This is a genomic window from Komagataeibacter ossonobensis, assembly GCF_057359305.1.
On the sequence record NZ_JBXAYQ010000034.1, the window covers coordinates 1 to 21,125 of the forward strand.

The 21,125-nt window shown below is 59.4% G+C and carries 13 protein-coding genes and 3 pseudogenes; 9 read left to right on the plus strand and 7 right to left on the minus strand.

The features are described 5' to 3' along the window. A pseudogene (locus AC1RQ9_RS14790) lies at positions 1-547 on the plus strand (hypothetical protein); the annotation flags it as partial. A 278-nt stretch (positions 548-825) separates the two neighbouring features. On the opposite strand, the gene qatD reads toward AC1RQ9_RS14790, so the two are convergent. The 7 genes from qatD to AC1RQ9_RS14825 all read right to left on the minus strand — a co-directional run bounded on the left by qatD (position 826) and on the right by AC1RQ9_RS14825 (position 14,746). Beyond that, on the minus strand, positions 826-1,566 hold the full coding sequence (gene qatD / locus AC1RQ9_RS14795; RefSeq protein WP_485987553.1) for a Qat anti-phage system TatD family nuclease QatD: 741 nt from the start codon (positions 1,564-1,566) through the stop codon (positions 826-828). A 9-nt stretch (positions 1,567-1,575) separates the two neighbouring features. Then, on the minus strand, positions 1,576-2,922 hold the full coding sequence (gene qatC / locus AC1RQ9_RS14800; protein ID WP_485987554.1) for a Qat anti-phage system QueC-like protein QatC: 1,347 nt from the start codon (positions 2,920-2,922) through the stop codon (positions 1,576-1,578). Continuing rightward, positions 2,919-3,794 (minus strand): Qat anti-phage system associated protein QatB, encoded by an 876-nt coding sequence (gene qatB, locus AC1RQ9_RS14805; protein WP_485987555.1) that lies wholly within the window; start codon positions 3,792-3,794, stop codon positions 2,919-2,921. The genes qatC and qatB overlap by 4 nt, the downstream gene beginning before the upstream one ends. After that, positions 3,794-5,758, minus strand: a complete 1,965-nt coding sequence (gene qatA / locus AC1RQ9_RS14810; protein WP_485987556.1) for a Qat anti-phage system ATPase QatA — start codon at positions 5,756-5,758, stop codon at positions 3,794-3,796. Before qatA ends, qatB begins: the two co-directional genes overlap by 1 nt. A gap of 326 nt (positions 5,759-6,084) precedes the next feature. Next, positions 6,085-12,507, minus strand: a complete 6,423-nt coding sequence (locus AC1RQ9_RS14815) for an ATP-binding protein (protein ID WP_485987557.1) — start codon at positions 12,505-12,507, stop codon at positions 6,085-6,087. A gap of 455 nt (positions 12,508-12,962) precedes the next feature. Further along, entirely contained in the window at positions 12,963-14,075 is a 1,113-nt protein-coding gene (darG, locus tag AC1RQ9_RS14820; RefSeq protein WP_485987558.1) for a type II toxin-antitoxin system antitoxin DNA ADP-ribosyl glycohydrolase DarG, read from the minus strand. Beyond that, positions 14,030-14,746 (minus strand): DUF4433 domain-containing protein, encoded by a 717-nt coding sequence (locus AC1RQ9_RS14825; protein ID WP_217320431.1) that lies wholly within the window; start codon positions 14,744-14,746, stop codon positions 14,030-14,032. The genes darG and AC1RQ9_RS14825 overlap by 46 nt, the downstream gene beginning before the upstream one ends. A 444-nt stretch (positions 14,747-15,190) precedes the next feature. Between AC1RQ9_RS14825 and AC1RQ9_RS14830 the strand changes: the two are divergent. The 8 genes and pseudogenes from AC1RQ9_RS14830 to AC1RQ9_RS14865 form a co-directional block, all read left to right on the plus strand. After that, positions 15,191-15,454, plus strand: a pseudogene (locus AC1RQ9_RS14830) (ParB/Srx family N-terminal domain-containing protein); the annotation flags it as partial. A 22-nt stretch (positions 15,455-15,476) separates the two neighbouring features. Continuing rightward, a pseudogene (locus tag AC1RQ9_RS14835) lies at positions 15,477-15,809 on the plus strand (conjugal transfer protein TrbE); the annotation flags it as partial. Next, the gene (gene trbJ, locus AC1RQ9_RS14840; RefSeq protein WP_485987559.1) at positions 15,806-16,543 is read left to right on the plus strand and encodes a P-type conjugative transfer protein TrbJ; all 738 of its coding nucleotides are present in this window, start codon (positions 15,806-15,808) and stop codon (positions 16,541-16,543) included. The pseudogene AC1RQ9_RS14835 and the gene trbJ, both read left to right, overlap by 4 nt. A 5-nt stretch (positions 16,544-16,548) precedes the next feature. Beyond that, positions 16,549-17,931, plus strand: coding sequence for a P-type conjugative transfer protein TrbL (trbL, locus tag AC1RQ9_RS14845; protein ID WP_485987560.1), 1,383 nt, complete (start codon positions 16,549-16,551; stop codon positions 17,929-17,931). Between the two features lie 5 nt (positions 17,932-17,936). Beyond that, complete coding sequence (gene trbF / locus AC1RQ9_RS14850) at positions 17,937-18,620, plus strand: conjugal transfer protein TrbF (protein WP_485987561.1); 684 nt, start codon at positions 17,937-17,939, stop codon at positions 18,618-18,620. Next, complete coding sequence (gene trbG / locus AC1RQ9_RS14855) at positions 18,617-19,618, plus strand: P-type conjugative transfer protein TrbG (RefSeq protein WP_485987562.1); 1,002 nt, start codon at positions 18,617-18,619, stop codon at positions 19,616-19,618. The genes trbF and trbG overlap by 4 nt, the downstream gene beginning before the upstream one ends. Further along, positions 19,615-20,796 (plus strand): TraB/TrbI/VirB10 family type IV secretion system protein, encoded by a 1,182-nt coding sequence (locus AC1RQ9_RS14860; RefSeq protein ID WP_485987563.1) that lies wholly within the window; start codon positions 19,615-19,617, stop codon positions 20,794-20,796. The genes trbG and AC1RQ9_RS14860 overlap by 4 nt, the downstream gene beginning before the upstream one ends. Beyond that, positions 20,793-21,032 (plus strand): DUF2274 domain-containing protein, encoded by a 240-nt coding sequence (locus AC1RQ9_RS14865; RefSeq protein ID WP_485987564.1) that lies wholly within the window; start codon positions 20,793-20,795, stop codon positions 21,030-21,032. The genes AC1RQ9_RS14860 and AC1RQ9_RS14865 overlap by 4 nt, the downstream gene beginning before the upstream one ends. Positions 21,033-21,125: the final 93 nt, after the last annotated feature.

Consider the following 21,125-nt stretch of genomic DNA (forward strand, 5'->3'; position numbering starts at 1 on the left):
GGAAAAGCACGATGAACTTGCGCTGAAAACCGGGCATGATGAAAACGGACGGTTTCTGCGCACGGAGATGGACGATGGCGCGATCGTGCTGGGCACGCTGGATCTGAAGGGGCGGCAGTTGCGGCTGCAGGTGAACTCGAAAGAGCGTGCCGAACGTGGTCGTGCCATGCTGCAGGTTGGTCTGGGAGATCTCGTGCGCGCTCCGCTCACGCAAATCATGACGCCGGCGCAAGCGATGGAAGACCGGGGGACGCCTGGACCGGAGGTCTCGCCAGAACTGCAGATCCCGCCCGAGGAGGAAGCCCGGATTATCGGGCAGATGCTGGAGCGGCACTATCGGCAGGTGCTTGATGAGCCAGTCCCGGCCCTGGGGGATATGACGCCGCGCCAGGCCGTCCTGACAGCTTCAGGGCGTAAAAAGGTGGCCATCTGGTTGAAGGATATCGAAAACACTACGGTCCGCGCCCAAGGGAGTGGCGGTGCCATGGCTGCCTACGATTTTGGGTGGATGTGGCACGAACTCGGAATCATCAGGCTCAGGAAATAGTCCGCTTTCGCCTCATTTCGGTCATACAGGCGGTTGGGAGAGTTTCCCGAAAGCCTACATGAATCCATCCGACGCTCTGCCGACAAAAGCGGATAGCAGATTTGCGCATCATTCTACCCAATCGAGGCTCGAATCTAACTAGGCGGGCCGCGCCGGAACCAGATGAGAACTACGTCTACGCCATAGCCCTACAAAGCCCCCTTTTGGGACTGAGTCGCCATCCATGGTGCCGTTAACCGTGCATTCGCCACCAGCCAGAGGGCGAAGCGAGCAGATCGTCAGAAGAGAAGCTTCCTGAGGTTGGCGTAGATCAGGGCCTTAGTCTCGGTTTCGTCCAATCCTAGCAAAGCGGCCAGTGGAACGAGTGTCCGCCCCGCGTCTGTAGGCTCAGCGGCACGATCTCCTACCTTAATAAACGGACCGTCCGTTTCGGTCAGGAGACGTTCACGCGGCAGGGATCGCAGAAATGCCGTTTTACCTTCCTTGGCGAACATCTGTTCGTTGATCGAGAAATAGCACCCGAGATCGGCCGCACGGCGTGCTTCCGCCGCCGAGCCCGTGAACCAGTGTAGCACCACCTTCCCGCGATCGGACGGCATGTGAGCCTCGACCATATCGAGGACGATCTTCGCCGACCGTACGCTATGGACCGACAGGATCTTGTTACCGGCTTCGGCACAAGCTTCCAGTACGTGGGCGAAGACCTTCTTTTGCACGTCGAACGAGCTATAGTACCGAGGTCCCGCATCGAGGCCGACTTCGCCGACATAGCGCGTCTCGGGCAGCAACCTCTCCCATAAGCCTATCTCGGCTGCCCTTTCGCCCACAAGCTGAGGATGGAGGCCGAGGCCCGCGCGCACATATTTCGTCGCTCCCGTCACTTCCGCGTTCCGCCGCCACGCCTTAGGCGTCGTCGTCACCGTGAGGGTGAAGACGCCTGCGCGTTCGCAACGCGCGACCGCGCGCTCGAAATCTGGATACAGGTCGAGGTGACAATGGAAATCTACGAGATTGCTCATCCCCGCCCTCTACCTCGGACGCGTGCGAACGCCGTCCAGCAATCGCCCGACTTCCTCCAGACCACGCGCGTAGACCCCTGCCATGCGGCCTTGGTCATCCAGATCATGGTCGTAGAGGGGGCCGGGTTTATGGATGAGGATCTTCGCTAGGTCGGGTCGGTCGCGGAGCCGCGCGATCGCCAGCTGAAACGAGCGGACCTGTACGCCTTCTGCTTCCGCGCTGTTCAGCGGGCGCTGGCGCAGGTCCTCGAGGAAGTATCTCGTCGGATCGCCGTCCGGCATCGATGCCCGCCGGATGAGACACGGAACGCAGTATCCGCAATGTCCTTGAGCATAGCCCGCCCACCGCAGTTTCGCGGGGGACGAACAGGAGATCGATTTGTCGGCGATCGTCATGAGGAACGGCTTGTCCGCGCAAGCGTCGACCATCTCGCCCTTGGTCATCGCCCAATAAGGGTTTGACAGTGACCCATCGATGCCGAGCGCGGCGACGATCTCGCGCCAGCGCGCCATATAGAATGGGTGTGTCGTTCGGGTACTAAGTGCCCCGAGACGTAGCGGATCGAGCGGTACGTTAAGCGCGATAAGGCCATTTTCGGGCACTTTGAGGTCGAATGGCCGACGCAGCGCCGTTCCGGCCGCAACACCGAAGGCGAAGAACAGAAACGATCGCGCCCTAGTCGACGTCTCCGATCCGACGCCTTCTGCCAAGTCATGCGCGAAGACCATCGGCAACCTCACCCATTCGAAACGACGCTGCGGGAATTTCGCCTTGAGCGCCGCGTGGCAAAGATACTGCGCTTTGCTCCCCGCACCTTCGCCAGCATGGCTCACCAGCAGGGGCCGCTCATCAGCCGCGAGGCTATCGATGGCGCCGATCAAGCTATCGAGGCCGCCCGAGAAGAGATTCACACCCCGGAGATCCGTATTGAGCAGCGGCGCGTCGCCACCGAGCCTTCCCTTGCCCACTGGCCGGGTGCGGAACTCAATCTCCCATCGGTCTCCGCTCAGGAAGCCTAATGCGCGGTCGATCACCGGTCGTGCCCTTTCCCACGCGGCGACGTCACTGACTGGTAACGAGATGCGTATCTCGCGGGTCCAGCCGTCCTGGGCTTCGGTCGCGCGTGCGATCCGCGTATCCGCCGCGTAGACGAGGGCGCCAAGCGCCAGCAGGTCGATGCCGATCTCATTGGGGACCAGATCGAACTTGCGCAGCTCGTTGAGCGCCGTCTGTACCCCATAGGCCATCCCGCCTGCGTTCAGGAGCTGGACGTCGGATCGGACTTCGTCGGTCCGCGTCAAGACAGTAGGGTCGTCCGTGGGTCCCAATTTGCCGACGAGGAGATGACGCTTCATCGTGCCGCCTCCGCATCGCCCATCGCTTGGAGTATCTGGAAGGCATCCTCGTAGACCGATGTCACGAAACCGTTGATCTGGTCGGGGGAAAGCGTCTGGATGTTACTACCGGAACGCGCCACGGCGTCGGTTACGCCGCGCTGGATGAAATCGTGCAGCATATCCTCGACCTTCTGAGCTGCCGCCGGGTTCGCGGGCAAGGCCACCGCCTTGGTCCCGATGTCATTGCAGATGCGGGCTTCGATCGTGTGCGCCACATAAAGCTCAAAGACCGTTGTCATCTGTTCGGAGGTCAAACCGTCGATGTCAGTGATGCCGGCTTCGGCCAGGTCGGCGATCGTCTCTATGAAAGCGTTGCGCGCGATGCCGTGATCTATCGACCCATCTTCCGGACAGACATAGTCCGCCAGACCCGCGAACACTTCCTCGATAGGACGTCCGGCAAGCGCGGTGAGATTAAGCTCACGCAAGGTCTCTGCGATCCCGTTGGCCTGCACCGATTGCAGCATCCGGACCACGTTGCCGCCGGATGCGCGAGCGGTGCCCATCCGCTGCGCTGCGCTGCGCGGGCTCCCCATGGACGAGCGCACATAACCTGATACTGCCCGGCCCAGACTGCGCCGATCGGTGCCCCCAGAACGTGCAAACGTCGTAAAATTGGCGCGTGGGGCCGTGAAGCGACCTGCTGGACCGGGTGGCGGGAGTGGCGGCGCGGCCAGCGCATGTTCGCCATCACCGCTATCGCTATCGGCACCATCCTGCCCCTCGCCTGCGTCATCACCGGACCCACCGTCCCGGTCGCTATCGTCGACGAAGGAGGGCACCAGCGGGCGATCGTTATTGGGGCCGTCGAAGGTCGAGGACGTGCCCATCAGCCCTTCACCTTCGTCCGCAGAGCGGCGGTCGCGCTCGTGGCCAGCGCCGGATTGTCGGTTGCCTTGCTCCATCGCTCCAGCAGAGTCTGGAAGCGCTGTCTTTCGGCGTCTTCGGTGATCACTTCCGACCAACCCTTGACGATCCAGGGACCGCTTGAGGCGGGCAGCGTTCCGAGCATGTCCAAGAGGGCCGACTGCAGGTGCGGTTGCGTACGCACGAGGATCGTCGCGCCGTCGATGCCAGCGGGTGGTCGCGAGAAATCACCCGCACCTAGGATTCGCCGACGCACATAATCGAACACGAGCGAGGCTTCGGGCTTTGCGAGCGCCCGCAGTTCCGCATCCATCCCCGAGACGGCCATGCGACGGCCCATCAGCCGTTCGACGACCGCCGCCAGCGGGCCGAGGGCGGAGGCTGCTGCGAGATAGTCCTTCCGGTCCTTGGTGACGAACAGATACGGACGCAAATCAACATCGCTCAAGGGCGGCTGAAGCTTCGCCCACGCCTTGATGACGTCCGACGCCTGCCATTGTGTCAGGACCGGATTTTCGACCGTCGCAGGCTCGGGGGCGGCGACAGCCTTGGGGGGCGCGACTTTCTTCCCTTCCCCGCCTGCCACAAGTGGTGCAGGGGCCCGAGCCGTTTCGGGTTTGGGACCTTCCTCGAGGACAGCGAGGTCTTTGCAACGACCATCGGGATCGTTCGCCGACGCGAGGCCGATCTCGTCGAACAACGTGGGGATGAACCGTTCCGCTAGCATGAGCTTGGCCAGCACCGGCAATTTGACCGCAGCCCCGAAGCCTCGCGCGTCCGCCGTCCGCTCGCGGAGCAGCAAGCTGTTGAGGAATCGCTTGATCTGCCGCGGATTGCCGGACGTCCCACTAGCCAGCAGCGGCACGATCTGTTCGGTCAGCACGAGATCGTCCGCAACATCCTTCGCGCGCGCACCGAGCGCAGCTTGGACCGCGGCACCATCGAACCCCGTAGGGTCCCATGGGCGCTTCAGCGCCTCGCGCGCCACCGCCACCAACGCCTTGAATTGCGCGTCTTCGTCACCGAGCCGTGCGCCCACGAGGAGCAAGGTCACATAGATATGCGTCTCAACCCCGCCGAGCGCCGGGATGCGAAACGGGATCTGGATGAGCTTCTCGAGATAATTGCGCGCATAATCACGCGGACCGGTGGTATCCGGTAAGTCGGGGAAGTGCTTACGCACCGAATATTCGATCATCGCCTCGTCCGCCGCGATGACGAAGGCGGTGCGGTCCATCATCACGAACAAGCGCATCGCTTCAAGCGTCTCGATCGCCGGTTCGGGCAGGCAGCGGTCGAGATCGTCGATCAGGACGACCAACTGCTTCAGTCCAGCGCGATTTAGCAGTTCATCGAATGCCTTACGGAATTCCTCGACTTCCTGCGGGACGCGCCGGCTTTCCTTCTCCTTCAATAACCCTTCGGCACCATCGATGACCTTGTCTATCTGCTCCCTGTCGGCATACTTGGCCGGGTCCGCGAAGAAGCCTTTAACCATGCCGACGACCGCGCTGACATGATCGGGACTGGGCAAACCCGACATCGCGGTGAACGCGAGCCCACCGCCCATCCGCGCTACCTTAAGCCAGTCGATGCGCTTGACGACATCCTTGACGGCATCAGCTGCCTTCGTCGTCAGCGACCTCTTCTCGATCAGCTGCGTGACCACGCCTTCAATCAGCGCGATCTTCGCATCCTCTAGTCCCTGGAACCGCCATGCGTTGAACTTAATGCACAGCGTCTCGTCATGATCGGCGAACGACGCTTCGATCATTTCCAGCACGCTCGATTTGCCCGCTCCCCAATCACCGTGGACACCAACGGTGACGGCGCGCTCGGGATCTTCGGTAATGAGGCCGACAATAGTCTTGGCGATCGCATCGTTGTTCAGCAGATCGAAAGTGGTCTCGTTGTCCGCAAGCAGCATTTACCCCCCCGAGAGAGACTGGTTGGGCCAGCCGTCTCCGAAAGCTATCATGCATCTTGCGATGACTAGATCAAGGGGTGTCGGTATTAAAGCCAAGAGGAGCCAGGCAACTGCCGGATGAAAATTGGCCGTGCGAAGAACATGCACCGAAGGCAAAAGGCAGCTTCCGCCTCAAAAGGGACATTGCCGTCCGACCCAGCTATTGACCAGATCGGGTCGTGTGCGGGCCTGGGATCAGGAGCCCTATCCTCGTTAACCGGCACCTCTTCGCAACGGGACCGCTGCACACCCGTTGCATCCCCAGGCAAAGCTTAACAGTCGCGTCGTTACCCCGCGGCCCTCTTGGCATGCCAAGTTCTGTAGATGCCGCCCTTGTCATACAAAAGCACATAAGCGCTGCTGATTTTCTGGACTTCTTCGAAGTCGTAGCGGGACTTGTACTTCGAGAATGATACGGTCAGTACCAATCGCTTGCGCTGCCGTTCCAGGACATTGTCGAGCCAGGTCGGGTTTGTCAGCAGCAACTCGCCATTGTTGTTCTCGTCTTCCCGATGGTCATACTCGTTGGACTGCCACTCGCCCCAGACCTGGCTCCTGATCGCCAGTTCACCGTCCGCCGTACGCCACTCGCGCAGATCGGCGTCCGGCGACAAACCCAATGCCGACGTCAGTTCGATACCCAGCCGAGGTCGCGCAGCAGCACTGGGAGTCGCAAGTTTATCACCCTCATCTATGCTGCGCGGATACGGGTCAAAGTCCCAAACCAGTGGTTCGAAGGGACTTACCTGCCGGTAATCGTCGTCATACCCGTCATTGTCAAAGATCGGTATCCAGAACTCATGATCCGGTCGTTTGGAAAATTGCTGACATCGCCCTATTGCCCCCTTCAAGGGCGAAAGACCCGCCGTTATGCGAACCCAGACGCCATCCACAGACTTCCAGCGACCGTACAGCGGAATTTCGCCACCCGGCTGGCCAGTAAAACCAAGCCTGTTCAGGAGAATGTCGACTGGTTCAAGGGCGGGTTGCCTGTCTTTCAGACACGCCAGAAGATGGGCTTTCGCGCACTCCGGGACGGTGTCCTTATGATCAGACAGGAAAGAACCGTCCTTGAAGGCCACGTCATACCGCCCAAGCCAGTCGTGATACGGACCTAAACCGTCCATCTCATAACTGCGGCGAACGACCGGCAGGGTTTTTAGGAAAGTCGTGGCGGCATGCAGGAGGGCATGTTTTTGGACATGCTCCCTGAAGAATTCATGCCGGTCGGACCGATGCCATCGATACCGCTCATGACCTGAGAAATAGTCCATCCCTGTCGCCGCAGGCCAGCGCTTCTTGATCTCCGCAGCCATCTGATCGATGATCTCGCCTTGCGAGAGCCCAAACAGCCTGGCGAGGGTGCTTATTTCCGATTTCGAGAACTCGTAGTCGAACGAGTATCCAGACTGGGGCTCCACCGGCTCTGGATACCCCTCCTTATCTAGGTATCCGTGTGGTGGTTCTGCGATTTCGGAGTGCAGCTTGGCCAGCGCGGCATCATGCGTCCCGTCGCCATTGAGATGCCGAAGGCTGCGCTCCACATGCAGTTTGTCGATGACGTGAAGATCGTCACGGTTGGCCAAGGCTACCAGCAAAGGTCCAAAAGAGCCCAACTCATGTCCGAAGCGGGCTGTTGCCCTTGCAAAGCCCATGAGAAGCCATTGCTGCGAATTCAGATATGGCAGTGGCTGGTCTTTCGTCTCCAGCGCGCCAACGGCCCTCTCATCGAACAGATCGAAGAGAGCCTTCAGGTCATCGTGGAGACCCAGCGCGGCCAACGTTGAAATGCATTTCGCGGCCGTCCACCGCATATATGCATCGTCCGCCCCAAGGAAATGCCATATGAGATTCGCGAGGTGCTGTGCCTCTGTGATATCTGGAGCAAACTCAGAAAGAAACCGGCCCTCCCCAATTTCATCGGCTATCCGCGCAGCAGAGCTCGACAGGAGCTTCTCCAGCGCCTCAAGGCCGGTTGACGGCGACGTGTCTTTGCAAAGGTTTGTAGCAACCTGCAACCATTCCTCGCCGCCAAGATCCACTTCTTCGTTCGCAACGGTTAGCAGAAGCTGGCGCATGACGAATCCATGATCCTGGCAAAGCTCCGTAAGCTGATTGACCTCGCGCGAGATATTCGCGAACCGCAGCTCGAAAATCTCGGAGCCCCGGAACGCGAACAGGCGTTCGACCACCGCCTTAGCCTCAGCCCGCAGATGGGTAGAAGACTCCGACCAGGCCTGCATCAGTTCGACAACGTGTCGGATCACGTCGTCGACTTCGAGACCCACAACCTCGCAGAGTGCAAACAGGAGCTTCGCTCGCTGATCGTAGGGACACTTTTCCTTCAGCAGCCCGAAGAACTGTTGCCTTACATGGTAAGGGAGGGGCGGCTCCCCCGTGATCTGGGCGAGCGCTGCGTCGATGGAGACAGCCGATGTGAGGTCGCAACTCTCAACGAGCCGGACAATGTTCTCGTCAGCCTCAGCTTTCTCGTCGGTGTCGTCGATGCGCGACGCAAAGATATGCTCACTGTCTGGATTATTCCGGCGGTTTATCTCGTCCGTTCGCTTTTGGGCCTCAATTGCGCGCTCTTCTAGGGCCTTGTGTTCTTCGCCCAAAATGACCCCGGGGAACCGTGCGGTAAGTCCTGTAAAACCCTCCCATAGCGACGCCCAGCCACCAAAGGGATGTTCAGCCCTTACTTTGCCCCAAACTGCGGTAAAGATACCCCGTCGTTGTTCAGGCGCCGCCCTGCCCAAAACGTCGGCCAGACTGTCGCCCAGCTTCCGGTCGTACCAGCCAATATCCTCGCACAGGATGAAAATGACCGCCGCCCGTCGGGGATCAAGCAGCCCTTTGGCCGCAGAGAACCCGGCGAACTGAGGGAGCCCATACGAAAAAGGCGCTACATCCTGATCGGCCCAACGCACGAACTTATACGCCGCCGGCATTCCGATAGAGTTTGCAGCGGCCTTGGCAAGTAATGTCCACCCAAACTTGCTGGCATCGTAAATGATGGTCTGGCAAAGGTTCAGCAGTCTGTGGCCGAGTTCGGGACGTACAAAGCCTCCCGGCTGTACTGCCGCGAAATTCAGTAGCGCGTAGATGATGTCGTGGTCGTCGCCCCCCATCTGGTCCAGTTCTGCAAGACCCTGACGATAATACTCCCGAGCCTCGGCAACACTCATTGGGAGCAGATTTTCCGCAAGCTCCCGGTAGTTGTTCCCGCGCTGATCGATCGACGCGTCTCGTCGAATGCTCTCCGCAACCTTTTGCGCAAAACGCCCTGTCAGATTGTGAAGATTTGGCCGCTTCGCGAGCAGGTTCAGTATCGCCAGTCGGTCTTGGACACGAAACTTGTCGCCGGAAACAATCTCGATCAGCGCAGTGCCCTGGGCCTCGGTGATCTGATCGGCATGTTCAAAGACAGAGGCCGCGAAGCCGATCCCGACTGTGCGGCAGAGCACGTCCGTTGCTTCTTCCGTGCGCCAATGAACATTCAGGCGCAACGCGGCCGACCAAGCGTTCAGGAATCCATCAACACACTGGCTCCCGATACCCTGACCGCTCAGCACCGCCGTCTCAATCGGCTCGGCCATAGATCGGATCAATTGAATACCGCTGACTATTGCACGGCGTTCATTGTCGTCAAACAGAGGCTTCCGGCCTTCCTTCGCTTTGGGTCGACCCGCAGGTCTGCCTCTCGCTCGTGAGCCAGTTTGTTGCGATAGGAACTCGCGGAGTTCGTCGTTCGATTTGAGCGCTTTGGCTTTCCGGCCAATCTTCAATTCACGGGGAAGCAGGTGGTGAAAGCTGGCGCGTTGCCCGGCCGACCAGGCACGAAGGCAGGCGCTGAGTGTCGGAGTCCAGATGCGCGAAAAGCCATAGCGCTCGCTGTAGTCATAACTTGAAGCGCGCAAGGTGGTACCCGTCTTCACAATATGGCGGGCCGCCGATCTTGACGAACGAACCAGCGCAGCGAACGCTGCCTTCGAGACGGCGGCTTCTATAACCCGTTCATCATCAAGTCTGACTCCTCGGTCGTTCTCGTCATCTCCGGGGCGCTCGACCCTTTTCGCGATAGCGGCAACATGGTGTGGCGCTAGAGAAGTATGCCGGCCTATCAAGGTTATGCGCAGCGCATAGGATTTGCATTCGTCGCTGGCCGCGAACTCGCACAGATCATCCAGAACCGGGCCCAGACCAAGCTGCTCATACTGAAGGGCGAGCCTGATCACGCCGTTGCACACCGACATGGCAAACCGAAGATTCCAGTTCTTGAGATTGCCATTGACGCTATCGAATTCACGCCTCAGGACGCTCAAGAACATGAGAGCGGCAAAGTCATCGTCCTGGGGGCGTGGACCGTCGAGAGGCCTATCTTCATCTTGATTCTGGTAGTGCCAGTTGATCCAGCCAATTGCGCGGTTTTGATGGGTTCTTGCTTCTTCCATCTCTCCGGCAAAACAATATGCCAGCGTGAGGCGGACGTTGCGCGCCCCACGCCAGCCGGACCGATCATTGAACAGCCGGCGCGAGACATCCTTGTCGCCAAGCTTGATCCCAAGCCCCGGCGCGCGACGGATAAAGTCATCGCCCCGTGCGTTGGCAGCAGCAACCTGCGCCAGCTGCGTCGTAAGCAGGAGGGCGCGATTGAGATCGTCCTGCTTTACTGCCAGACGAAACGCGGCGTGCAGTCGCGCCAGAGTAAGACGGCGGCGTCCATAGTCGGATTGGATCGATGCGGGGAAGTCGGACGATCCAGCCAGTTCGTAGGCGCGGTTGCTGTCATTGATCGTGACCAGAAATCTCGGCAGGGCTTCTGCCGCATAGGACGACGTCAGCTGGCTGTTTTTGAGTCGCTGCGCAATTGCCTGCTGCGCGCTCTTCTCTTGGGAATAGGTCTTCCAAACATATGTTTCAGTTGGTTCATCGCGAAAGATCGCGCCTTGAGGAACCAGTTCGAGCATGGGAGCCAGATCGGCAGCAGCGCTATTGACCTGAGTGACCGGCCATCCGAGTGCGTTTGCCAGTTCATCCAGTGGTATAGGAGGCGGAAGCAGCGAAATCGCCGCAAAAAATTCTTTGATCTGACCGTCGTTCCATCCGGCAACGTGAAGGTCCGCGAAGATTTTTTCACATCGCTGCGCCACAATTTCTTCGACAGAAATCGGCGTCGATGACGGATTGCCAGAAACATTTTGATCCCATGACTCGACAAGGTATGCCAGCACGCGGGCATTGCACCGGGATCGCCGAAGGGCGACGTCGACCTCCTCCTCAGTCGCAGTAGGCAGTCTCCCAGCAATAAAGGTGCGCGCCTCCTCATCCGAAAAGACCCCCAGCTTGAACAGTGCGACAGATGCGCGCCCGATCACACCGTCTTTCCGCTCCGGACGGGCGGTGAGCAACAGTTTCACGCCATCAATCGGCTCACGGCTCAGCGAAGCCAGCAGCAACCTTGGGAAGGCCTCGTCCTTCCGGTTATTCGCCTCAAGCTGCGCGTTGTCAGCAGCGTCCAGCACCACGACGATGCCGCTCTTCTCAGACTGCTCCTGTACCGCCCCGGCCGCCTGCTCCAGCCGCCTGCGCATGGCAGTCACGAGCCCCCTGGTATCGGCATCACCTGGCAAAAGAGGATCGCACAATCCGCGCGAAGCGAGTTCATTGGCGATCTGGACAAAACCCACACTGGGCAAGTGCCTAGCCTGATCCTCAGATCGGTATGCGCCGCCGCCGAAGCAGTCGAAGACCACGACTTCAAAGTCACTGGTAAGCTTCGCAGCCAGGATTTGTACAAAGACGGTTTTGCCAACGCCGCCTTCCGCATGAAGGAGCACAGGGACCGCAGAAGTCTTTACCAGCGAAAGGACGTCATTCAGCTCTGAGCGTTCGACAACCTCGCCAACGTCAACAAAACGGGTATCGGCAGGGAAAAGGTCCTCCGGTTCGCAACCTAGCGCATCAAGGACGTTTTCACGTTTAATGAGGTTGTTTCGGGCGCCTCTGACACCGGCCTTGTCCACGACAAGTTCAACAAGCTCGTGGACCCTAATTTTTGCACGTCCGTCGTTGCCGGCCGACCAGTCCGTAAGCGAACGGCGCAGCAGGCTTTTTTGTACGGGAAGATTTTTCTCGCCCGCCCGAAATTCTGTCATGCTGAAAAGACGGTGCGGATCGACGCCCCGATCCCGGCACCACAGCGACAGATAGTCAAACTGATCCTTGGCACTCCTATCCGTGGGAGGCTCGGTGCCTGCTTTTAGGGCCGCAATCGCGTCCCAAAGGGACGTTGCAAACTGACAGTTTGTTACGAAGCCGAAGGAAAGCTTCTTGTCTACTTCGTCAGCCGTCGCCTCCTTCTGGTATCCAAGGACGCTATCGGCGAATTTTTCGATGGTCTTCTTCAGGTACGAGGACGTAACGGGTGTCCGGTCGACCCGGTACTTGAACTGCAGCGTCTGGACAGCCGAGGCCGATCCAAAAGAATCTCCTGTACCGTAGTATAGAACCAGATCAGCGATTTCCTGCGCCGCGTCTCCTGGTTCGGCTTCCTCATTGGTCGACAGACCTTCTATCGCTATAGCGTAAATATGATCGCTAGGGAAAACCAGTTGCAGAGCGCGCCGCGCCGTCCATCGCTCATGGAAATTGTGGCCCGTTCGAGACGCCCGGACAGAGTCTACGGTGGTAGTTCTTTCTTTTGGCAAACGGACCTACCAGCAGTGCTAATTATCCAGAGTAATCTTAGTAAAGGTAGACTGACCGGATGCGAAGGGCTCATGCACGTATGGTCGCGACTGAGATGAGTCTTCGGGTATGGTTCCCGGCAATGCGCGGTGAGGACTGACAATTGACGGCCGGAATCGTTGGTATAGGCCAAAACCTGCCAGTCTGCTTTCGCTCGTCTCTCCGGACATAGAGTTTTCCGGTCTTTTTCCCGATAGCGGACATAACTGGTTCAAAGCTAATCAGCCGACTTGCGCAGGAGTGCATCTCGGGTCGGTGAGGTCCTCACCGGCTCTAACTGTTGCTGCCTGCCCATTCGGACACTCGAAATAACTTCGCAATGCTGCGACGCGGCCCGCCAAACCGGGCTTACGCCACATTCACACAACCACGACAAGACTAGAGGGACAGCCAAACGCAAGCAGAAGTCTATTGATCAAATTGAAAGTTCGGCATCGTTTGGCTTCATTTGGTGCAAAAGGCCATCGTCTTTAAGACGGTCGTATGCAGCCCGGATCGCGTCCTCACTAAATTGGTTCCGCTTGGCCTCACTCCATCCCTGCATCTCGCGAATGATCGTCTCAACTGGAAAATGGCCTTCGTGATGGGCAAGCAAATGGACCGAGGAAAGAAGCTCCAATCCGTAAGGGCTTTCGTAGCCCTGAACCAGCTTGTTCAAACGATCAATAATGTCACTTGCAGCAGTTCCGGCTTGGTTCAAAAACTCGTTCGCAACGGCACACCCACTGGGCGTCACATGCGATTGGCGCTCGCCGCTTAAGAAACCGTCGATCATTCCACGACGCTCCATCGAGATGTAGGCAAGCTTCAAGGTTTCCGAATAAGGGCCGTGAAGATTGCGGGCAAACCTGAGTTTGAAGTCCACGCCCAAAGCTTGCAGGAAATATGCGATTTTTTGCAGCGAAATTCTGTCAAAAGACCCGTTGAAGTAGCGTTCGAGATCGTTGAGAGCTTTGAGCAAAATCGCACGCTGGAAAGTCATCGGCAGGCTCGAATGAACGTGCTCAGGGACGTCGGTGGCATTCTTGGGCGCGAACAAAACAATCTCGACGTCACTAAGGGACGAAAGCTTCGCTTCGATCAAAGGGTGCACATCCGTCCAGTCCAGTCCGCCATTTCCGCAACCAAGAGGGGGGATCGCAATGGACGTTATCTCGTGTTCTTGAATCGCCTTGACGAGTGCATCGAGACCGTCTTCAATGTACTCAATCTTGGACTTCGAGCGCCAATGGGCCTTCGTTGGGAAGTTGATCAGGTATCGCGGTCCTTCTGAGGCAAACAACTCCTTGGTATCGAAGACGAATACTTGTCCTGGACTTAAACCTTTGGCATCGCACAAAGATTTGTAGGCGCGGAAATTTGCGGGCCATCTGTTCTTGAACTCCAGAGCGACGCCTTTTCCCATAACGCCGACACAGTTGACAGTGTTCACCAGAGCCCCCACAGGCTCGGAAAACATGTCTCCTTTTTTGGTTCGTATCGTCATCCGTAGAAGCACCCACGCTGTGTCAAAATCGGGATGTTCCATGTCGAAACAGCCATCATCCCCTCCAAGGTAGCTCGCATCCTATCCGTTTTCACCACTATACACATAATTTTGTCCAGCGGTACCGCGCCATAAACCAAAAATTCTGCCATACGCTTCGCGCTACGCGTCATGCGCTCCGGCGGGGTTGCCATGTTGTGGTACCACTTGCAGACACCCGCGTAGCCGATGTCTGGTATCGCCGAAATCATCGGAGCCTCATCGAAGACGTCCCAGTGGACGTGGTCTTCGAGCTTGGTGAGGTCGGATTCAATCGTTGGCATCGGCGCTTTCGAATTCAGTGCATAGTCGCTAAAGCAAGTGAATAAACCGGAACCTATGAATGATTGTGGTGAACTGACCAAAAAGATCCGATCATCCTCGCAAGCTTTACGAAGTTCCACCCCCGCCGGAGAAATCAATGGTACGTTCCCCATGTAAATGGTGTATGTGAACGGCGTTATTGGGCTAAAATAAAACGGTACAAAATCGTTAACCACACGACCGTGCGGCATCTGAAACTCGTCTGTTCCACGACGGTCCACAATTGCTCGATATGACGTTTGATGACAGCGTTGAGGGCATTGATGTCGCTTGGCTCTAACTTCACCATCCATAAGAAAGGTCGATAGGTCTTCATAATGAACCTGTCGAAAAATGAATCGGTTCGGCAAGTCTGCACTCCTCGTTTAAGCACCCTCAGATACTTGATACGGTTTCCCCAAGCGTTGCAGCTAGGTATCAGGCTTGGTTGTCCTCTCCATGAAACTCTACTGAATATCAGCTTCCTCTAACCGGACAACCCACCAGTTCCACGTAGCGAAAGTCCGTAATCCGCCCTTTGTGTCTGCCCAGAGCACCACGCCGCGCGGATCATGAAGGGCTACTTCGGGCTACGAGCCGCCCGAAGCGTTCTAAAAAATGTCAGCTTTCCGGTGTATTCTACCTCAATAGCGGACTTTCCGCTCACCCCCCATTGCCGACATTTTTCTGCCGGGAAAGGGAAAAGTGTGCTGGCTCGGGTATAGCCTTTAGAGTCAGAGGGCTGCGCGGATTTTCGTGACGGGTTGAGAGGGTGGGAGAGAGGCTCCTGTCCGCCCGTCATGGAGTTTTCCGCCATGGCGACCGCTATTCCCAAAATCACCCTGAGTTCGTCCCGCGATATCCCGTTCAACCGGCTGGTGCTGTCCCAGTCCAACGTGCGGCGCGTGAAGTCCGGCCTGTCGATCGAGGAACTGGCCCGCGACATCGAGCGCCGGGGTCTGCTGCAGAGCCTGAATGTCCGCCCCATCCTTGATGATGCTGGTGTCGAAACCGGTAGCTATGAAGTGCCAGCCGGTGGGCGACGTTTTCGCGCCCTTGAACTGCTGGTGAAGCAGAAGTGTTGATTTTCACTGAGAACTGACCCGGATCTTCCTGCCCAATGAGCGTGCCATCGAGCCGCAGATCATGGCGCTCTATCGGGATTTTGGGTTGAACGACCGGCAGATCGCCATCATCGCGCGTGCGGCGTCCAAGCGGGAATATTACTGCCAGACCCAGCGCGGAAACCGGTTGTTCGAACTGGGTCTCGGTCCGGTGGTGTTGGCGTTGTGTGCTGCGTCCGGCAAAGACGATCATCGATTGATCGATAGCGTGCTGACCAAGCACGGGCGGGATGGTTTCCTGCCTGCGTGGTTCGAAGCGCGTGGTGTCATGTGGGCGGCGGACCTTCTGCGGGAAGGGGGCGTGCCGTGAGATATCGTCTGATTCCTGCCGTAGCGGTCATTGCTTTTACGGTTTCATCTTTTCCACCTGCCCACGCGCAATGGGCGGTGTATGACGGCGCGAACCATGTCGAGAACGTGCTGATCGCGGCCCGCACGCTCCAGCAGATCGACAATCAGATCACGTCGCTGGCCAATGAGGCCCAGATGCTGGTCAATCAGGGCCGTAATCTGGCGAGCCTGCCGCTTTCGACATTGGGCACACTGCAATCAACGATTTCCCAGACTACGGCGCTGCTCGCCCAGGCGCAGAACATCGCTTACAGCGTCCAGTCGGTCGAGCAACAATACCAGCAGGCGTACTCGTCCGTCTCCTCGGGCATGTCCGACAGCGCCCTGTTCAGCCAGGCGCAGACGCGGTGGCAGAATTCTGTTGGCGGGTTCGAGGATGCCCTGAAGCTCCAGGCGAGGGTGGTGGGAAACATCCCGAGCGACAGTTCGGCCATGACAAAGCTTGTGTCGGCCAGCCAGACCTCCACCGGGGCGTTGCAGGCGGCACAGGCCGGCAATCAGCTTCTGGCGCTTCAGTCCCGCCAATTGTCCGACATCCAGGCAGAACTGGCCGCCAACGGTCGCGCCATGGCTCTGCAACAGGCACGTGATGCTGCGACGGAAGCGGAAAGTGACGCGCAGTATCAGCATTTCTCACAGCATGACGCCTATGCGCCGGGAAGGGTGTCCATGTTCGGCAGCGATGGGAACTGACGGTCATGGCCACGAACGATGTCGGTGTTATTGACACTTTCCTCAATACTTTCACGACCACGATCGACAGCGGCTTCGGGCTGCTGAAAGGCAATGTGGTTTCTCTGGCGGGATCGTTGTCCGTGCTCGATATCGCGCTGGCCGGGCTGTTCTGGGCCTGGGCGGCGGATGAGGACATCATCCAGCGGCTGGTGAAGAAGACGCTGTATATCGGGTTCTTCGCATTCCTGATCAACAATTTCGACCATCTTGCGAAGGTTGTATTCGACAGCTTCGCCGCCATGGGCCTGAAGGCGGCCGGTGGCAGTCTGGCACTGTCGGATTTCCTCCGTCCCGGCCGACTGGCCGCGACGGGGTTCGATGCGGCCCAGCCGCTGCTGGACTCTGTCCACAACCTATTGGGTCCGGTCGCGTTTTTCAAAAACTTTATCCAGATTTTCGTGCTGTGCCTGTCCTGGCTGATCGTGCTGGCGGCGTTCTTCATTCTGGCCGTGCAGCTTTTCGTGGCCCTGATCGAGTTCAAGCTGACCAGCCTCGCCGGTTTCGTGCTGATCCCGTTCGCGCTGTTCAACCGGACGGCCTTCCTGGCGGAGAAGGTACTGGGCAATGTCGTCTCCTCGGGCGTGAAGGTGATGGTGCTGGCGGTGATCTCCGCCATCGCCTCTGTGCTCTTCCGGCAGTTCAACACCTCGTATGGCGATGCCGTGCCGACCATCGGCCAGGCGGTCTCTGTCGTGCTGGCCTCGTTGGCGATCGTCGGCCTGTCCATTTACGGCGGCAGCATCGCTAATGGTCTGATCTCCGGCGCGCCACAGCTTGGCGTTGGCGCCGCTGTCGGCACCGGCATGGCGGTTGGCGCGATGGGGGTAACGGCCGTGGCTGGCGTTGGAGCGGTTGCCTCTGGTGGGGCTGCGGCGGTGGGCGCGACGGCAGCCGCCGCGCGGGGCGGGGCCGCGATCGCAGGTGCGGCGAACACGGCTTATTCGATGGGTGCCATGAATGCTGCTGGCGAAAGTGCCGGTGCCCGCATGGCAGCCGGGCTGGGCGGTGTCGCCCGAGCGCCGGGCAGCGCTGCCGCGAATGCCGTGAAGAGCAAAATGTCGTCTGCGGCCACCGCCATGAAGCAGAGCTACGGCGAGGGCGCGCGAGGCGCATTCGCCGCGACAGGCGGACGTTTCACAGGTGGGTCCGATGCGGGTGCCGGGTCGTCCGGCGGCCCGTCAGGTAATGGCGGTGGCGGTTCTGGCCCCGATGGCGAGCCACCCCGATGGGCGCGAAACATGAAGCGTCGCAATGCCGCCACCCATGCCGCCGAAGCGGCGCACGTCATCCGCTCGGCCGATGGCGGCGGCGGAAGTTCCAGCATTGATCTCTCGGAAAAGGAATGAGGACGATGTTTCGTCGCTCCACCAGCCGCTACGGGATCACGCCCGAGCCCGTAACCCCATACCAGAAAGCAGCGCAGATCTGGGACGAGCGCATCGGCTCCGCCCGTGTGCAGGCCCGCAACTGGCGTCTGATGGCGTTCGGGTCACTGTTTCTGTCCGCCGGCCTTGGTGCCGGTCTGGTCTGGCAGTCCACGCGCGGCACCGTCGTGCCATGGGTGGTGCAGGTCGATCGACTGGGGCAGGCGCAGGTCGTGATGCCTGCCACAGCGGGTTACACACCGACCGATCCGCAGATTGCCTGGTATCTGGCACAGTTTATTGGTGATGTCCGTGGCCTGTCGTCCGACGCCGTTGTGGTCCGCCATAACTGGCTGCGCGCCTATGACTTCGCCACCATTTCGGCGGCGCAGGCGCTCAATGATTATGCCCGTCTGAATGATCCGTTCTCGCGGATTGGCCGCGAGCAGGTCGAGGTCGATATGTCGTCGGTCATCCGGGCCTCTCCCGGAAGTTTCCGGGTGGCCTGGACCGAGCGTCATTACCGTGACGGCGCGTTTACCGGCACCGAACGCTGGACGGCCATCGTGTCTGTCGTGCTGCGCACGCCGCGCGATGCCGATCATCTGCGGAAAAACCCGCTCGGCATCTACGTCTCCGCCATCAACTGGTCGAAGGAACTCGGACAATGATCCGCATGGTCATACGCGCCGTTCCATTAGTGCTGCTCACCCTGTCCGCCTGCGCGGGGCAGTATCATCCGCCTGTCATCCGTTACGATGACGCTGTTCAGGCCGTGCGCCTGCCGGACCCGCCGAAGCCCGTTCAGGTGGTCGAAGTCCCGAAGCGACTTCCCCTGCCGGGCCAGCTCAAGCCGCTGCCCTCACGACGCACCGTCCATCCTGCACCCGAAGTCGCCGATCCCGCAGTGCGCGTGACACAGGCCAATCTGGCGGCCCGCATCCAGCCCACGCGGGCCGGGTTCATCAATGCCGTGCAGGTTTATCCGTACAGCGCAGGGGCACTCTATCAGGTCTACACCTCGGCGGGCGAGATTACCGATATCATGCTCCAGAAGGGCGAGAAGCTGGTTGGCACCGGCCCGGTCGCCGCCGGGGATACGGTACGCTGGATTATCGGTGATACCGAGAGCGGGGCAGGGGCGACAAAGAGGATCCATATCCTGGTCAAGCCGACCCGGCCGGACCTGACCACCAATCTGATCGTCAATACGGACCGGCGCACCTATCTTGCCGAATTGAGGTCAACGCCTGCTACCTATATGGCGTCCGTCTCGTGGGACTATCCCGAGGACGATCTGATTGCCCTGCACCGTCAGGACGATGTGGCCGATGACGCTGCTCCCGTGGATGCGGGGCTAAATCTGGCCGCGCTGAATTTCCGCTACGCCATCCAGCCAGTAAAAGGCGGCACGCCGCCCTGGCTTCCGAGCCGAGCGTTCGATGATGGCCATAAGGTCTATATCGCCTTCCCGTCGGGGATCGGGCAGGGCGAACTGCCGCCGCTCTTCGTGCTGGGGGCGGATGGCGGGCCAGAACTGGTCAATTACCGGGTGCGACAGAACTGGATGATCGTCGACCGCCTGTTTGCCGCCGCTGAATTGCGCCTGGGTGACAAGCATTCCGAGCAGCGTGTGCGGATCGTGCGCACGGATGGACAGCGGACATGACCGGGCAGGCCCCGACAACGGGAAGCACCGCAAGTGCTGCGCCAGCGTCACAACCACCACCCGATCTACGTCTGAGGGCCGATCGGCCGCGCGTGGTGCGTCTGTCGCGCACTGTGGTCTGGTCGCTGGGTGGGGTAGGCATGATCGCGGTGACTTTCGCGCTTGGGTATGCTCTTCAGGCCAGCCATCGGCCGCCATCGCCGCCTGCCGCGCAGGACACCGATGTCCGTCCCTCGGCCGACGGGCTGACCGGACTGCCGTCCGATTATGTCGGAAGCGGCGTGCCGAAACTGGGGTCGCCCCTGCCCGGTGATCTGGGCAGGCCGATCCTTAATGCGCAGCGGCAGGGACGTGCGGGACCGGTTCCCGGCATGGGGGATCGTCGCGGTGACCAGGAGATCGAGGCGGCGCGCACCAGTCGGCTGTTTGCGCAGGTCGAGGCGCGGGAAGGGCGGAGTGGGCAAGTGCTTCCGGCACAGGCCACGTCCGGAGTGCAGGCATCATCGGCAGGAACCGACCAGCAGGCTGGCAATCGCGCCTTTCTGGCGGGCCGGCCGGACCGTGCGACGGTCAGCCCGGACCGGATTATGCCGCCAGCGTCTCCCTATATTCTTCAGGCTGGCACAGTGATCGCTGGTGCGCTGAACACGAAAATCAGCTCCGATCTGCCAGGCCAGATCGTCGGGCATGTCACGCAGAACGTCTATGACAGTCCGACCGGGCGCTATCTGCTGATCCCGCAGGGCAGCACCCTGTTCGGAGCCTATAACAGCAGTGTCTCCTTCGGGCAGCAGCGCACCCAGATCATCTGGACCCGGCTGATCTACCCGAACGGGGAGAGCCTGGTGCTGGAAAAGCTGCCCGGTGGCGACGCCATCGGGCAGTCCGGCCTATCCGACGACGTGAACAACCATTGGGGCCAACTGTTCCGCGCAGCCCTTGTCACGACCCTGCTCAGTGTGGGTTCGGAAGCGGGCACGTCATGGAATGAGAACAACCTGATGCAGGCCATCCGTAGCGGTGCATCCAACGGATTTTCCATGGTCGGCAACCGCTTGATCGACCGGAGCCTGAATATTCAGCCGACGCTGACCGACCGGCCGGGCCTGCCGTTCACGCTTATTTTGAATCGCGCTCTTGTCCTCAAGCTACGGAAAGAGAAGGAAACCCACCCATGACGAAGTTGAAGCTTGGTCCGATTGAGGACGACAAGCCCGTGAAGGTCACGCTGGAGCTGCCCGCCGCGCTGCATCGTGGTCTTATCGCTTATGCTGAAATCCTCAGTCACGAGACTGGGCAGGCGGCAGCCGATCCCGTGCGCCTCATCGTGCCAATGATAACAAGGTTTATCTCTACAGATCGTGGGTTTGTGAAGGCGCGAAGGATGCGTAGTGCACACGTTACGGAGAAGTGAGGCGGGGCGTAGACCAATAGTGTCTGTAAGTTGATTGTTTAACTGATTTTCTTATAATTTCATATACTTATGCATGGATTCTGGGTGCAGGAT

Excerpts from the sequence above, each read along its gene's own strand:
- qatD (WP_485987553.1), bottom strand. The coding sequence starts at position 1,566 with ATGAGCAATCTCGTAGATTTCCATTGTCACCTCGACCTGTATCCAGAT.
- trbG (WP_485987562.1), top strand. The coding sequence starts at position 18,617 with ATGATCCGCATGGTCATACGCGCCGTTCCATTAGTGCTGCTCACCCTG.
- AC1RQ9_RS14860 (WP_485987563.1), top strand. The coding sequence starts at position 19,615 with ATGACCGGGCAGGCCCCGACAACGGGAAGCACCGCAAGTGCTGCGCCA.
- trbL (WP_485987560.1), top strand. The coding sequence starts at position 16,549 with ATGGCCACGAACGATGTCGGTGTTATTGACACTTTCCTCAATACTTTC.
- AC1RQ9_RS14865 (WP_485987564.1), top strand. The coding sequence starts at position 20,793 with ATGACGAAGTTGAAGCTTGGTCCGATTGAGGACGACAAGCCCGTGAAG.
- trbF (WP_485987561.1), top strand. The coding sequence starts at position 17,937 with ATGTTTCGTCGCTCCACCAGCCGCTACGGGATCACGCCCGAGCCCGTA.
- darG (WP_485987558.1), bottom strand. The coding sequence starts at position 14,075 with ATGGAACATCCCGATTTTGACACAGCGTGGGTGCTTCTACGGATGACG.
- qatC (WP_485987554.1), bottom strand. The coding sequence starts at position 2,922 with ATGAAGCGTCATCTCCTCGTCGGCAAATTGGGACCCACGGACGACCCT.
- qatA (WP_485987556.1), bottom strand. The coding sequence starts at position 5,758 with ATGCTGCTTGCGGACAACGAGACCACTTTCGATCTGCTGAACAACGAT.
- qatB (WP_485987555.1), bottom strand. The coding sequence starts at position 3,794 with ATGGGCACGTCCTCGACCTTCGACGGCCCCAATAACGATCGCCCGCTG.